Genomic DNA, 14,203 nt, shown 5'->3' on the forward strand with positions numbered 1-14,203 from the left:
TTTTCTATACCTCATAAATGCTGCAGCTTCTTGACCTAATTTTCTACGCTACCACAAAACACGTCAAGCGAAATTATTTGAAGACAAATAAATACTGGCAATCAATTTAACACTAACTTAAGAATCAAGGAATACAATTATACTATATTTAATTAATAGTGAGGTTTAAAATGTTAGCCAGTGAACAAACAAATTCAAGTCCTGTTAAAAAAAGTTCTACTTTTGTGGAAGCTTTGCAGGGTAAACTACATGATATAAAAAATTTCTCTAATTGGTCTGCAAAAGAGCAAATGGTTGCAGTAGGTGCAGTAGGTGTGATGGTTGGTGCATTACTTCCATTTGTGGCAGCTGCTTTACCGGTTGCTGCAACAGGTGCAATAGTTGCCCTTACTCTATTTTTTGCTGTGAAAGCAGTTGAATACACATTCAAAGGGCTCAAATGGTCAGCAGAAAAAACAGTTAATGGGGCGAAATATACTGCCGGAAAAGTTAGAGATGGTGCTGTACATGTTAAAGATAAGGTGAAAGAAGGTTATGAACATTCAGTAGATTCACTGAAAAAAGGCGCTAGTTTTGTAGGCGAAGGAGTGGCAAATAAGTTCCATAAGGCATCTGGTGAGACGGACTATTTAGATAAGGTAAAAAGGTTTACTCCAGATGCAATTAAGAAATCTGACGAAATAAGAAATGATATGAAAGCAATTTTTGCTGATAAAGGAAATAATTCTGGGTTAGTGAAAAATATACTTTCTGGAATATCGTCAGAAATTGATTTAAAAATGGCAGAGAAGGCAAAATCAGGGGAGATTGAACATACTTCTGGATGGCAAGTACAGAAAGAATTCATTAATAATTTAAATGAAAAAAGCTTGCATAACTTGTTAACACAAAGGTCATTACCTAAAGGTAGTTATTTCATCGACAGTGTTTTCTCTGAACATCACGATGAAATTAAGAAGGTTATTAAAGAATGTAGAGAAAATCATTTGTACTCAAGCGTAAGCAATATGTTTGACAGAGCAGAGAAAAAAGCTAACAGGCCTTCTGTCAAAAGTTTAACTAGGTCTGTGTCATCATCATTCTCTTCACTGGGAAGAAAAGGCTCTGAACAATCTAACAGCTTGTCAAAAAGCAGTTCACTAGATTCTGTAAAGACTGATAGTACAGAGCCACCTATAAAAGTAGGAAATAGCACTTTTTACGTTGCTCCACTGAAGCTACCAAGAAGCAATTCACTAAATTCTATAGGAACTGAAAGTACTGCTACTGTCTCTGATTCAGATTCTCAGGACTTTGCAACAGTCCGTAGAAGCAATTCATCTAGTAGCTTAACTCCTAAGCTTACTCCAGTTGCTCCACCAGAACTACCTAGAAGCGCCTCATTGACTAACTTAAATGGACAAAGTTCTTTCAGTGAAGATGTTCTCAGTGATCCTATTGTGGAGCAAAACCTGGATAGTTTGAGTAACAGAACTCTCACTCACAGTAATTCTACTGATAGTGGAATGGGTTCTGGTTCTTCTACGCTAACAAGAAAACAAGTTCTTCCTTTAAAAGAAGAATTTGACAGAGAACTCGAAGAAAAGTTGGCAAAACGACGCGCATCTCTAGATCAACCTAGTGCAGAACCTGTCAACTCAAGAGCTACAGCAACTCCAGGAACAGTGTAATAAGTAAAACTTCTACCTTCTCCAAAAGGATGTTACTCAATGAGTAACGTCCTTTTTTTGTTTTTAAACTATAGAAAAATCCTAGATCCCAGCGGTATGCGTACAACCGTATGAACATTGTGATTTCTCTGCTAGGAAAGGTGTCATCCGAGTAGCTGACACTGGGATGGCTTTGTTGCATCGCTAGCTATGATGGATTAAAGACAAAAAAGATGGAGAATATCAGTAGCTTATTATTCTGGTATTTATAACAAGAACGGTCAGTGAATACCTAAATTTGAGTAAAAGAAATTTCACTACCACTCACTAATCCGGCTAAAATTCAAGAATTTCAATGCTTTAGCTATTTTCAATAGAATTAAATTTATTAATATAAATAATAAATTACTATTCTTAAATTTGATCAGATTGATTGCAAAAAAACAAGATTTTCAATAGGTTACTTATAATCCTAACTATAGTTAGCCTTTCATAAGTAGCGATGCAACAAAGCCCACTGGGATCCAGGAAAGTTTGCTTGTTTACAAGCAAACTAGCATAGAAAGTGGTTACAACGTTTTCGATGAGATTATATGGAAAACTGGATTCCAGTGTCAAGCACTGGAATGACATCACAGGGGCACTGGGATGACACCTTTACGTTTGAGGCAAACTAGCTATAACACTTAACATACTACCTTTGCAAACAAATGTTCATACAGTACGCGCTGGCGTTATTTTCTCTTGATGAATAAATCTCGGTAGAGTATAGTAGCAATGCATTTATGTAGCTACTAATGAATAATTTAGTTTTGGTTTATACAACTTTTTCAAATTTTGAGGAGGCTAAAACTGTTTCTGAAGAATTATTAAACGAGAAATTAATTGTATGTGTAAATATATTTCCCGAAGTGAATTCTCTGTATTTATGGGAAGGTAAAATTAGTAATAGTTGTGAAGTAGTGGCAATTATGAAGAGCAGGAATGATCAAGTTGATAAAATTGTAGAAAAAATCGAAGCAATGCATTCTTATGATCAGCCAGCTATTGCTGTGATGCCCATAGAAAAAGCAAATAAATCTTTTACTAATTGGGCTAATAGTGTTATTGATGTAAGTAGTATTGGGGTGTAGCCAAGTGGTAAGGCAGCGGTTTTTGATACCGCCACGCGAAGGTTCGAATCCTTCCACCCCAGCCATATTGAAGTGGGTGTGAAATGATATTACTTTTCTATAAATTAAGATTATTGAATTATATATTAGGTAGTCTAAAAGATATAATTGTGAAACTGTTTCTCTTCACAATGTATCTTTACACATTCAGCATTGTGCTCATGTTTCTCAGCAATGGTTTTTGGTATGCTGTAGAATTTTGCTCTTTCAAAAATGCGTTTTACCGTTTGTTTCAATATTGCAAGTGGTATTATGAAAATAGGGAAGATCTCGGTTACGGAATTTCTATTCGAATATTAGTGGCGTTTCTTACTCCGCATTTTCTCTATAAATTATTACTTGGCACAGGCTGGAAGTCCTTTTTAAAGGAAAAGATAATACAGATACTCAACACAAGAAGAAAAAAGGGTAGTGAGTTCAGTAACAGTAGCAAACCAAGTGGCAGTAGTTATAGTGATAAGAATAATTACAGCAATAACAGTGGTAACAATGAGCGTCAAGCTCAAGATGCAAAGCGAAAAGTAAACATGATAAAGCAGCTATTAATCAAAGATATAGAGGCAACTATAGATAGGAGATTGAATTATATTTTTTTCGGTAAAAGGAGTAAACCTCATTAAGTATATAAAAAGGCTTTATCTAGTAAGGCTTTTTAAGGTTGGCTGTATTTTATTTTTTACGTATACCGGATCACAATCAGCCAATATACATGTGTGCACAAAATCTTGACTAAAGTCTGACAACCAAGAAATTGCCTTACGTTTTTCTACCAAGCTTTCTGTTTTTTTACAGTTACTTGCTGCATCAATCATTGCCTGCGCTATTACTGATTTCCACAGCAAATAATACCTTTGTATATCATCTGACGTACTATTTGTTTCATAGTGGTTAAAAAATTCTTTAAAATTGAAGTTGTTTGACATAATGATACCTCTTTGGATTGAAATTTGAAATGATTTGAGTTTATGTCGCCACAGCAGATTCCGCTAACAAGCAGCGGGATAACGAATTACTTAACCGTCATTACACCGTCATACCGCGATTCATTCGCGGTATCTCGCTAACAAGCAGCGGACCGTCATACCGCCGCGGCGCTAACAAGCAGCGGGATGACGGTTGTCAGGCCAGCGCCCCCATGATGTCATTCAAGTAGCTGACACTGGTTCCTTTATGACGGCAGTGCCCCTATGGTGTCATCCCAGTGTCCCTATGATGTCATCCCAGTGCCCAGACACTGGGATCCAGGAATTTTGATTGGACACTGGGTTGGTAAGCATAAAAGTGTTATGTAAAATACAACGTTCTTGATGGGATTGTGTGAAATGCTGGATTCCAGACTGGAATGACATCACAGGAGCACTGACCTCCCTTGGGCTCTTTTAGCCATAAACATTAAGAAATTTACCAAATAAAAAAAAGGCAAAAGAAGCCCCGTGGTTATTATCCGCTTTAAAATATTGGCGTTTTTTATGTTTTAAACGCTTGACAAGCGAGATTCAGCCGCTTTTAATTGCAACTAACTTACGCTGCAAATGTTTAAGAAATTTACTAAGCAGAAAAAAAGACAAAGAATCCCCGAGTTAGCTAGTCTTTTACTATCTCTGTCGAGTATTGGCATTTTTTGATGTCTTGTAACGCTTTATAAGCGCGTTCAGCTTATTTAGATAAAAATCTAGATGTAGATGAAGTTTTGTAAAGACATACAGTATCTATATACTGCAAAAAATTGAACATAAGACGCCGATACATTAAGTAATCCTTACCTTTTAATCTGCAGATTGGCGAAAGCAAATACAATAGCTTCAGTTTCATGATAAGGGGGCTGGCGAGGTTTGTCAAGGAAGTTTTTTTGTTTCTGCGGGCTACCTGGTTTTTCTACTGAAATTTTGAAAAATGTAATCTACTCCTATATTCAAATATATCAAGCAGTAATTCAAAATCAGCCATTGCGCCTTTTGCGTTATTATACGCGAGATTGAGCAGCTCTTTGTCCTGATATAAATCAGCAAATTTAAATTCCATACATCCTGATTGTTTTGTGCCTAAAATATCTCCACTGCCTCTTAGCATCATATCCCTTTCAGCAATGTAAAATCCATCTTGTGACTCACACATGATCTTTAACTTTGAAGATGAGCTTTTACTTAAATTATCGTATAATAATACACAAAAAGATGGCTTGTTTCCTCGCCCTACTCTGCCTCTTAACTGATGCAATTGTGATAACCCAAATTGCTCTGCATTTTCTATAATCATGATGGTTGCATCTGGCACATCTATACCAACTTCTATCACAGTAGTTGCAACAAGCAGAGAAAATTCATTCCTTTTGAAGGAAAACATAACTTGATCTTTCTGCTCCTGAGTCAATTTTCCGTGTATTATCCCGACTTTATCAAGAAATGTTTTTTGTAATTCCTGAAAACGCATCTCTGCTGCAGCAATATTGGTCTCTTCGTTTTCTTCTATATATGGACAAATCCAATATGCTTTTTCGCCCCTGTTTATAGCACCTTTTAGCTTTTCAATAACATCTGGCATCCTACTAATGTTCATAGTTACAGTTTTTATTGGCAATCTGGATTTTGGTTTTTCTTTCAAAATTGAACATTCAACATCACCATACATAGCTTGCTGCAAGGTTCTTGGAATGGGAGTTGCAGTAACGAAAAGTATATCGGCATTTTCTCCTTTTCCTACCAAGCGATTTCTCTGCATCACTCCAAATCGCTGTTGCTCGTCTATGACTGCAAGCCCTAAATTTTTAAATGTAACGTTAGCTTGAAATAGTGCATGAGTGCCAATCACTATATTTAAAACACCACTTGCAAGTTCGTTCATGATAATCTTTCTTTCCTTGCGCGAAGTTTTACCAGTAAGCAGCGCAACTTTTATATCGGTACAGGATAAAACTTCCTCAATCCAATTATAATGTTGCTCCGCCAAGATAGTAGTCGGTGCCATTAGAGCTGCCTGCATGTTGTTTTCTACCACATTTATCATCGCAAAAAGTGCAACTACGGTTTTGCCACTACCAACATCACCTTGCAGCAAGCTTATCATGCGATACTTGGATTTTTGTCTCTCTGAGATCTCATCTATTGCACGAGTTTGATCATTTGTTAATTGAAACGACAATTCATTTAAAACTTGCTCTTTGTATTTACTCAATATTATAAATTCTCTTCCCCTTTCTTTCACATGATTTTTTCTTGCAAGTTTCAGCGCTAGCTGATACGCAAACAATTCATCATAAGCAAGCCTTTTTCTACAAACCTCAGCTTCCGCCAATGAGCTTGGTCTGTGCAACTTTATGATGCTTTCCCTCCAACTTAACCATTTTTTTTGCTTGATTAATGTATCATCTATCCACTCTGGTAAATCAGGCAATTCCTTTAGATTAGAGCTTATTATGTTCCCAATGCGCTTATTGGTAATGCCACGGCATAATTGGTAAACTGGCTCTATGCAAGCTATTTCTTTAAATTGGTTGATGTCAAGCGACACGTAATCTGGATGAGTAATTTGCCAATGTTCAGCAAATTTTTCGAGTTTGCCACTGATGATCACATTCGCTCCAATTGGAAATAGTTTATATAAATACTTAACTGAGTAATTAAAAAAGACTATGAATATATACTGACTCTCACTTTCAACGACTATTTTATATGGTCTACCTCTAAAAGTGGGCGACTGATGTTCATAAACTTTTGCAATGAAAGTTGTAAATTCTCCAACTCGAGCATCAGATAGTAACTTGCTTCTATCCACATAACTAAGTGGCTTATAAAACAGCAGATCCACCACCTTGTCCCCACCACAAAGTTTAGGCAATATTGCGGAATGGAACTTAGGTATATTCTCCAGCCTGCTATTTAGAAAAATCTGATTGCTCATTGAGATTCATACATGTGTAAAACTGTTATAGAGCCTTTTTAAAATCTTGTCACCTTATGGTCAGGTATGCACTATAGCTAGCACAGCTCTCTAACGTCATACCGCGATTCATTCGCGGTATCTCAGCCGCTAACACGTAACGGAATGACGAATTTGTTGTTTTTAAAATCGTCGGTAAGCCTAAGTTACCCCTAACTATATTTGCTATCATAGGGCTTATAGTAGGTATTTTATTAACTTATTAATCATTTTTATGTGTTATTATACCATTAGCAGTCTATATCAAGGTATTAATGATGAACAGCTCTACACCAAAAGAAAAGGAAAATCCAATAGTTACACTAAGAGCTCAAGCAGAAAAGTTTGGTTTTAGCAGGTTGAGGGCTGGTAAAGATAATGCTGAAGCGAATTCTGGTGCAACTATGTACGTAGATCTTCCAAGAATGAAACTTGTTATTCAGAACAAAGTTATAACAAAAGAGCTTGTTGATGAATTATATAATAAACATACCAACCTCATTTCAAATGACAAAAATAAGTACCGCCAATTTGTAAAACAAGTTTTTACAGAGCTATTTGAATATGCTGAAGCAGAAGTTCCAAATGATTCTATTCTAGAAGAACTAATCACTAATTGTAACCAGGCTGCTTATGTGGGTGCATTGTATGGTAAAGGAGGACCTATCCTTCATTTAGCTGAAACATATGGGTTATTGTTTCAGTCTAATCATGTAACACATATTAATTGTAGTGATCCAAGTCATGCGGCAATCAGAATTGAAGAAAAAATTGCAGTTCGCACTTTTGCAGAACTGGAAGAAGAATTATGTAAATTGGATAGCTCGCTAGAATTCACACTTAAGTCTCAAGGTGATAAAAATGTAACATATGAAGATGGTAAATTGTCACTTACTGTTCCTAAGAGACTGAAGGACTATAATATAGGTGATAAAAACTTGTTTGACGTTATAAAAGAGTGTTTTCAGAAATTTTGCGAGAGGCTTGGATTTTTTAAAATAAAAATAGAGCATGGCTTGGATAAGCCACCAAAAGTGAACAGCCATCTGGAAAATATGGAACCGCCCATTCATAGCAATGAGTATGGAAATACACCTAGAAACTAACAATTAAAATATTTCAAGCGCTGTTAGCTCATTTGCACAATCAATGACTTCAGAACTTGGGAACTGGTTTTTAAACCAAGTATACTGGCGTTTTGCGTAGTGTCTTGTGTTTGTTTGAGCAATCTGTATCGCTTCGTCTAAAGTAATCTCACCTTTCAAATACTTTACAATTTCTGGCACTCCATGTGCTTTCATAGCTGGCAAATGTGGGGCTAGGTTCATGCTAAGTAGCTTTTTTACTTCATCAATTGCTCCATTTTCAATCATTGTAATGAAACGAGAATTTATTTTTCGGTATACATCTTCACGTTTAGGCAGAATTGTATATATCTTAAAATTATTGAATAAAGGAGGCTGTCTATTCTCTTGCCATACAAAAATTGACTTGCCAGTTTCAGTGATAACTTCAAGTGCCCTTGAAAGGCGGTGCGAGTCATTCATGAACACTTTACCTTGAATCCTTGGATCTTTGCTTAGCGCTAATTTGTAAAACTCCTCTTTACTTAAATTTTTCCTTAATTCGCTTACATTTTTCCTCACTTCCTGACTTATTTGTGGCATTGATGATAAGCCTTTGATTAAACTGCTGATGTAAAGCCCGCTTCCTCCAGTGATGATAGGTATTTGAGCATTTTCTAATGCGTGATTAACTTCTTTTTCTAAATCTTCTAACCATAGACCCACGGAATAATTTTCTTTTGCTGAAACATAACCATATAGTTTATAAAATACTTCTTGCTTTGGTGGTTGAGCAGCAATTATGGGAATTTCTTCATATACCTGCTTTGAATCACAATTTATTATACTAATATTTCCATATTTTTCTATCAGGTTATCGCATAATTCTGATTTACCTGAGGCCGTAATTCCTGTAATAATTACTATATTATTTTTCATTTATATTAATTTAATTAACATATGATAAAGTGTAGTAAAAGTTTGGATTCTACAATCTAAAGTTTGGAGATTTTTATGGCAGAAAACAACGACAATAATTCATTTACTAAGCGTTTCACAAACAGGACTCCTGGCGGTACAGGGGAAGGTTTTTCCAGTAAGTATTCGTCTCAAAACACCAAAGAACGGGCATTAGGGGAAAAAGGAAAAATTTCTGAATTAGCAGGCAAAAAAACCGAATCCAAGGAAGCTTTTTCTGAAAGTGGCGGCATAAAAAGTAAAAGCAGAACTGTCAATGAAAGATCTTTTGCTGATGCAACAAAAAGAAGTAGGTCAGATCTTATATACTTAGTCCGTGGTAAAGATCGTGGAAAATCAGCGTGGCATTATGTATTAGTTGATAAAGAGAAAAGAGAAATGTTTCTAGCAAAAAGCAGAACTGGCTCTATAGATGTTGCAGACTATGGAGAGATTTTGTATTCAGGATGGGGAGAGGATCCACCACAGGCAATAATGGATAAAGTCAATGAAGAGTTTGGGTTGTAGCAAATCTGCATAACAAATGGTAAGCTGCGTTGTATTATATTCACAAAAACTAGCAGTTACTATATAAGATACAATGCAACAAAACTGATCTAGTTGTTATGAATAAGTTTTTAGCTATATGGTATCTAAAATAATAAATGCAATACAGAACAACTTGTTAGTGTGTTTTCCAACAGAAACAGTGTATGCTCTTGCTTGTAATGCATTAAATAATGAATCTATAGGAAAAATATATCAGATAAAGAAACGCTCTCAAAATAAGCCACTCTCCATATTTGTTAGTGATATTTACAATTTGACAAAAATAGCAAAGGTAAAGGAAAGATATATTGATTTAATAAACCACTTTTCTCCTGGACCAATTACCTATATTTTACCACTTAAAAACAACAATATATTGCCAAACGAATTCTTTAAAGATAGTATAGGCATCAGAATCCCTAAGCATCCTATTGCAATTTCAATATTAAATAAACTGAAAGTTCCAATAGTTGCAACTAGTATAAATATTTCAGGAGAAAAAAGTGTATGTAAGGCAGACGATATACCACAATCCATTAAGCAACATTTATCTGTAGTGATTGAAGATGATGAACTAGTTTCTGGTACAGAATCTACTATTATTGACTTAACCGAAGATAAGATTAAGGTTTTAAGGGAAGGTGCAATTTCATTACAAACAGTAAACAACACATTTTCAAACTAAGATCTATAGGAGAAAAAATGAAAAGAGTAATAGGTCACAACCAGGCCAAAAAAAAATTAATGAACAACTTATCTGTTCAGTCTTGGCTGATCTGTGGTAAAAAAGGTATAGGAAAAGCAACGCTTGCAAAATCCTTCTCCAATTGGTTACTCATAAAAAGCTATAATGAAGTAGCATTGGACTTACACATTGTTGAAGGTGATACTATCGGAATAGAAAAAGTCAGAGAAATGAAAAACTTTCTACACTTAAGTCCCATTCAATCAGAACACAAAATAGCTATAATAGATAGCTTAGAGGCAATGACTAATAACGCTAAAAACGCAATATTGAAAATATTAGAAGAGCCGCCAAAAAATTCTAAGATATTTATAATTAGCCATAAGCCATATGATATACAAACCACTATCTTGTGTAGGTGCTTTCAGCTAAATTTACTTCCATTAACTTATGATGAAACAAAGCAAGTTGCTTCATCTCAATGTAAATTTGATGATCAAACGTTTGACGAAATGATTACTTTATTTCCTGGAATGCCAGGAATGATAATAAATGCAATAAGTAGTGATGCTTATGAAGCATACAAATGCTTTTATAAATTTCTTCATGATTTAAAGAATCCCAATATGATTAATAAAGTAATTAATAGCGAAATCGAACTAGAACTAGCATCATATATAATTCAGGCCTTCATTTTAGAAAGCATAAAGAGAGAGGTAAATGATGTTGAAATTCTGCTAAGTCAGTGGAAAAAAATAGATGAACTTTTTGTTGTTGCTAAGCAACTCCACTTAGATAAAAAGCATGTTTTAGCTAATGTAGTTAATATCATGACATAAGTTTACAAAGTATAATACTTTTAACATAAATTCATGATAAAATCCTGTTAATTTAATACTTGAAGTATATAATTTGACTGATAATAAATTAACTGTATGGCAATCAATAGAAGTTTTGACAAAAGCCATACTGAACATGCAGAAAGAATTGAGTTCAATCAAGAATATAGCTTTAGACCAGGACGTCACCTTAGAAAAAGGAAAGGAGTTATTAAGTGGCATCTATGAGGCAAATTTTAAGCTAAACAAGGCAATCAATATAGCCACTTTGCCAAAAATTGGCTATCATATGCTAAATGGCGAGCTTGTTGTACGTAATCATATTACAGAAGAGGAAGTAAAGATTCCTAGAGATTTTCATTACCTTAAAGTCGTTAAATCTGATCATGATGATTATAAATTAACGTTTTGTAATTTTTTAGGTAACGAGTTTTTTGAATATAAAAAGTATGATCCACAATATTCTGGTATTTCAGATGAATATAAATTTGTGAATTTTGGTAGTGTAAAAAAGACTCATAATCTAAAATTTAAGGAATACGTTGGTCATGCACCTAAATTTTTTGCTGCAGAAGGGCCTATTGAGCCTGGATCCCAAAACCATGCAATTGATCTATTTGAGCTAGTCAAAAGTGGTAAAGGTAGAAAAGTGGGAGCCTTTGCTGATGAATTTGGTTATTTTGATGATCAAAATAAATTGCATTATTATAATTATCACAAAAGTGCAGAAAGTAATACTTATGATCCTGAAAATTTCAGTGTAAAAATGATAAATATAGATGTGAGCAAAATCGATAAATTCTACCTCATTGCAGAACAAGGTGATATAATCATTCATCCTATTTGGGAAAATTTAGACATATTTTAAAGTTTTTTTTAGAGTATCTAAGCTTATTGTTATTATAATGATCCGATTAGGTCTGGTAGTATTGTGTTATGGAAGATAAATTACTTGAATCAGTAAAAAACAAAAGTTATTTCAGTAAAGCAGTCGAATGGTACTGCCATAGGTATCTGTTTTGTGTAGCAGAAAGATCTTGGATGGCATTAATAGTATCGCTTCTCCTAGTATGCTTATGTTTATTAACATTAAACATATACCTGTTATTTCCTATTAAAAAAGATTTAAATTTTGTGAAGTATATGAACCACACAGAAGATGAGTTCTCCGCAATGCATAAGCTTAGTTTCAGTAAAAAGGAAGATGAATACACTTCCACAGCGAGGTACTTAATAAGTAAATACATCGAAATATATGAGTCCATTAAGACCGTTGAACCGAAGTACCAAGAAAATTTTATAAGAAACAATTCTATACATAAAATCTATCAAGGCTTTCAGGAAAAAACGAACAATGAAGCTGTTTCATCCAAAAGAAAAATTGCCAACATAAATGTAATAACATTATCTATTGATCGATCGACCAAGGACTTAGTTACATTTGCTGGAAATGCTACTGTAGTTTTTGCAACCGAGCAAAATAAGGAGGTGAAAAATCAGGCTGTTGAGATTAGCTTCACTTTGTCGAATATAAAAGCAACTCTGGCTGGTATAATACCATTTAAATTTATTGTTAATGGTTATAAATACAGATAATCACATTTAAAATATTACTTGGTAGCTAAAAAAAATAACCAAAGTGCACATAGCAGTAATAACTGGAGGTAAAACTAGAAGAATTGGCGTTTTTTTAATGAAGTAATTCTGAGAAGGTTTTAAGAAAAAGGCATTGTAAATCATCGGTAAAAAGTACAGAGCGTTGAGTATAGTACTAACAATTAACACTAGAGTTACAAACACAGAAAGTATTACATTGCCAGAGTTGAAAACAGCTTGAAAAATGAGAAATTTACCCCAAAAAGTTGGAGCAGGCGGCACCCCTATCATAGACAACGCACCTATAGCAAATGCTGTCATGCTAATTGGCATACTGCGTCCTATACCGTAAATCTTATCTATATATTTCTCACCTGCTCTCGTTATTATTGCTCCGGCAACGAAAAACAAAGTGATTTTTGCAAATGCGTGGCAAACTAATTGAAAAATTGCAACCCTCATGCTGAGCTCACTAAAAATTGAAGCGAACAATATAATATATGACAATTGAGAGATGGTAGAGTAAGCAAGCAATTTCTTTAATTCTTTTTGCTTTAGTGCAATCAATGATGCAGTAATAATAGTAAATCCAGCAGCGTACGGAAGCCACCCTCCAGCAAACCAATTTTGCTGCACAAAACGTTGCATGTTATCGACGCCAAAAGTGTATAATATAACTTTTATGATGATGAAAACTCCGGATTTCACAACAGCAACAGCATGCAGTAGTGCACTCACAGGAGTTGGTGCAACCATTGCTTTTGGTAACCAAAAATGCATTGGCATTAATGCAGCTTTTCCTATTCCGTAAATTAGCATAGCAAAACACACTGCAATAAAAGTGATGAGTGAAGTATCAAATTTGAATATTCCACCACTTACAAAGTCTAAAGTATGAAATTCATTATATAAAAGGCCTATTGCAGGAAAAAATAATACCAAAGAAGAGAAAAATAGCACGCCAAAGTAATAGCGTCCTGCAATCATTGATTCATTTGTTGAGTTGTAAGTAACCAGAGGGTATGTACTAATAGTTAGAAGCTCATAAAAGACAAATGTAGTGAGCAAATCTCCAGAAAAAGCAATAAACATTGCACAGCTAATCGATATTGAAAAAAAGCATAGAAAACTTGAGTGATTGCTATCAGCATAGTTATTCTGCATATAACATATTGCATATATACTGGTTAGTATCCATAAAAACGATATCAATAAACTGAATATTACTCCGGTAGACTCTAGCTTTAAACTAATGTGCAAATTATTACCAAAATCCATGAGGATAAATTGAGAATGATCACCATACACCCAATATAAAGTGCACAGACACGTATACGCAAATAGAAGTAGAGAAGAAGTGACAGTAATACTATTGTTCACTCTGGGCCATTTACCAGTAAAAAAAATAGCTAACGCACTTAAAAGTGGAATCAACGCAGTAATTAATAAATAATTCTCAGTAATAAAAAATGGTAAGGAAAGATACATTAACATTAAATTTTTTGTTTAGGTAAAGTTAGAATTATACTCAAATCATAGAAAAACCGCTATGTTTTTTTAGTTATTTGTGTATGCTATAGCTACACTGCGATTCATTCCACAACTGTACGAACATTTGTTTTTGTTAAACACAACAAAGATGTCATCCCAGTCTGGGATCCAGGAAAGTTTGCTTGTGAGCAAGCAAACTAGCATAGAAAAACGTTTTCGATGAGATTGCAGAAACCAGTGTCTGGGCACTGGAATGACACCATTTGCTGTGCAGTTTACCTTTAAA

12 protein-coding genes, 1 tRNA gene and 1 pseudogene are annotated in these 14,203 nt (G+C 34.6%); 10 read left to right on the top strand and 4 right to left on the bottom strand.

The window, feature by feature from the left end:
* Window positions 1-230: 230 nt before the first annotated feature.
* The 4 genes and pseudogenes from OOL03_RS06140 to OOL03_RS06155 form a co-directional block, all read left to right on the top strand.
* Window positions 231-1,670, top strand: a pseudogene (locus tag OOL03_RS06140) (actin-bundling T4SS effector WalE1 family protein); the annotation flags it as partial.
* Between the two features lie 776 nt (window positions 1,671-2,446).
* Window positions 2,447-2,782 carry a divalent-cation tolerance protein CutA gene (gene cutA / locus OOL03_RS06145; RefSeq protein WP_006279213.1) on the top strand — a complete coding sequence of 112 codons (336 nt, stop codon included), beginning with the start codon at window positions 2,447-2,449 and terminating at the stop codon, window positions 2,780-2,782.
* Window positions 2,773-2,847 (top strand) — tRNA-Gln (locus OOL03_RS06150). The genes cutA and OOL03_RS06150 overlap by 10 nt, the downstream gene beginning before the upstream one ends.
* A gap of 135 nt (window positions 2,848-2,982) precedes the next feature.
* Window positions 2,983-3,441, top strand: coding sequence for a hypothetical protein (locus OOL03_RS06155; protein WP_022626355.1), 459 nt, complete (start codon window positions 2,983-2,985; stop codon window positions 3,439-3,441).
* Between the two features lie 15 nt (window positions 3,442-3,456).
* On the opposite strand, the gene OOL03_RS06160 is transcribed toward OOL03_RS06155, so the two are convergent.
* Together OOL03_RS06160 and recG are read right to left on the bottom strand one after the other, a co-directional pair.
* Window positions 3,457-3,744, bottom strand: coding sequence for a hypothetical protein (locus OOL03_RS06160; protein ID WP_010962862.1), 288 nt, complete (start codon window positions 3,742-3,744; stop codon window positions 3,457-3,459).
* 952 nt (window positions 3,745-4,696) lie between these two features.
* Window positions 4,697-6,718, bottom strand: coding sequence for an ATP-dependent DNA helicase RecG (gene recG / locus OOL03_RS06165; protein WP_264707302.1), 2,022 nt, complete (start codon window positions 6,716-6,718; stop codon window positions 4,697-4,699).
* A 296-nt stretch (window positions 6,719-7,014) separates the two neighbouring features.
* Between recG and OOL03_RS06170 the strand changes: the two genes are divergently transcribed.
* The gene (locus OOL03_RS06170; protein WP_253303684.1) at window positions 7,015-7,842 is read left to right on the top strand and encodes a hypothetical protein; all 828 of its coding nucleotides are present in this window, start codon (window positions 7,015-7,017) and stop codon (window positions 7,840-7,842) included.
* A 3-nt stretch (window positions 7,843-7,845) separates the two neighbouring features.
* Here the strand turns inward: OOL03_RS06170 and miaA are convergent, their stop codons facing one another.
* Window positions 7,846-8,739 carry a tRNA (adenosine(37)-N6)-dimethylallyltransferase MiaA gene (gene miaA / locus OOL03_RS06175; RefSeq protein ID WP_264707304.1) on the bottom strand — a complete coding sequence of 298 codons (894 nt, stop codon included), beginning with the start codon at window positions 8,737-8,739 and terminating at the stop codon, window positions 7,846-7,848.
* Between the two features lie 75 nt (window positions 8,740-8,814).
* On the opposite strand from miaA, the gene OOL03_RS06180 reads away from it, so the two are divergent.
* The 5 genes from OOL03_RS06180 to OOL03_RS06200 all read left to right on the top strand — a co-directional run bounded on the left by OOL03_RS06180 (window position 8,815) and on the right by OOL03_RS06200 (window position 12,426).
* Complete coding sequence (locus OOL03_RS06180) at window positions 8,815-9,285, top strand: hypothetical protein (RefSeq protein ID WP_264707306.1); 471 nt, start codon at window positions 8,815-8,817, stop codon at window positions 9,283-9,285.
* A 118-nt stretch (window positions 9,286-9,403) separates the two neighbouring features.
* Complete coding sequence (locus OOL03_RS06185; protein ID WP_264707308.1) at window positions 9,404-9,991, top strand: L-threonylcarbamoyladenylate synthase; 588 nt, start codon at window positions 9,404-9,406, stop codon at window positions 9,989-9,991.
* A gap of 17 nt (window positions 9,992-10,008) precedes the next feature.
* On the top strand, window positions 10,009-10,830 hold the full coding sequence (locus tag OOL03_RS06190; protein ID WP_264707310.1) for an AAA family ATPase: 822 nt from the start codon (window positions 10,009-10,011) through the stop codon (window positions 10,828-10,830).
* Between the two features lie 73 nt (window positions 10,831-10,903).
* Window positions 10,904-11,698: a hypothetical protein gene (locus OOL03_RS06195; RefSeq protein WP_264707312.1), complete on the top strand. Its 795-nt coding sequence runs from the start codon at window positions 10,904-10,906 to the stop codon at window positions 11,696-11,698.
* Between the two features lie 68 nt (window positions 11,699-11,766).
* Window positions 11,767-12,426: a conjugal transfer protein TraJ gene (locus OOL03_RS06200; protein ID WP_264707314.1), complete on the top strand. Its 660-nt coding sequence runs from the start codon at window positions 11,767-11,769 to the stop codon at window positions 12,424-12,426.
* A 6-nt stretch (window positions 12,427-12,432) separates the two neighbouring features.
* On the opposite strand, the gene OOL03_RS06205 is transcribed toward OOL03_RS06200, so the two are convergent.
* A complete protein-coding gene (locus OOL03_RS06205; protein ID WP_182320759.1) occupies window positions 12,433-13,914 on the bottom strand; it encodes a proton-conducting transporter transmembrane domain-containing protein in 1,482 nt (493 codons plus the stop codon).
* Window positions 13,915-14,203 lie beyond the last annotated feature (289 nt).

Source organism: Wolbachia endosymbiont (group A) of Acrocera orbiculus (genome assembly GCF_947250015.1).
Taxonomy (GTDB): domain Bacteria; phylum Pseudomonadota; class Alphaproteobacteria; order Rickettsiales; family Anaplasmataceae; genus Wolbachia; species Wolbachia pipientis.

Coding starts and splice junctions, on each gene's coding strand:
- recG (WP_264707302.1), bottom strand. CDS start 6,718: ATGAGCAATCAGATTTTTCTAAATAGCAGGCTGGAGAATATACCTAAG.
- OOL03_RS06180 (WP_264707306.1), top strand. CDS start 8,815: ATGGCAGAAAACAACGACAATAATTCATTTACTAAGCGTTTCACAAAC.
- OOL03_RS06160 (WP_010962862.1), bottom strand. CDS start 3,744: ATGTCAAACAACTTCAATTTTAAAGAATTTTTTAACCACTATGAAACA.
- OOL03_RS06200 (WP_264707314.1), top strand. CDS start 11,767: ATGGAAGATAAATTACTTGAATCAGTAAAAAACAAAAGTTATTTCAGT.
- OOL03_RS06155 (WP_022626355.1), top strand. CDS start 2,983: ATGTTTCTCAGCAATGGTTTTTGGTATGCTGTAGAATTTTGCTCTTTC.
- OOL03_RS06185 (WP_264707308.1), top strand. CDS start 9,404: ATGGTATCTAAAATAATAAATGCAATACAGAACAACTTGTTAGTGTGT.
- OOL03_RS06170 (WP_253303684.1), top strand. CDS start 7,015: ATGAACAGCTCTACACCAAAAGAAAAGGAAAATCCAATAGTTACACTA.
- OOL03_RS06205 (WP_182320759.1), bottom strand. CDS start 13,914: ATGTATCTTTCCTTACCATTTTTTATTACTGAGAATTATTTATTAATT.
- miaA (WP_264707304.1), bottom strand. CDS start 8,739: ATGAAAAATAATATAGTAATTATTACAGGAATTACGGCCTCAGGTAAA.
- cutA (WP_006279213.1), top strand. CDS start 2,447: ATGAATAATTTAGTTTTGGTTTATACAACTTTTTCAAATTTTGAGGAG.
- OOL03_RS06190 (WP_264707310.1), top strand. CDS start 10,009: ATGAAAAGAGTAATAGGTCACAACCAGGCCAAAAAAAAATTAATGAAC.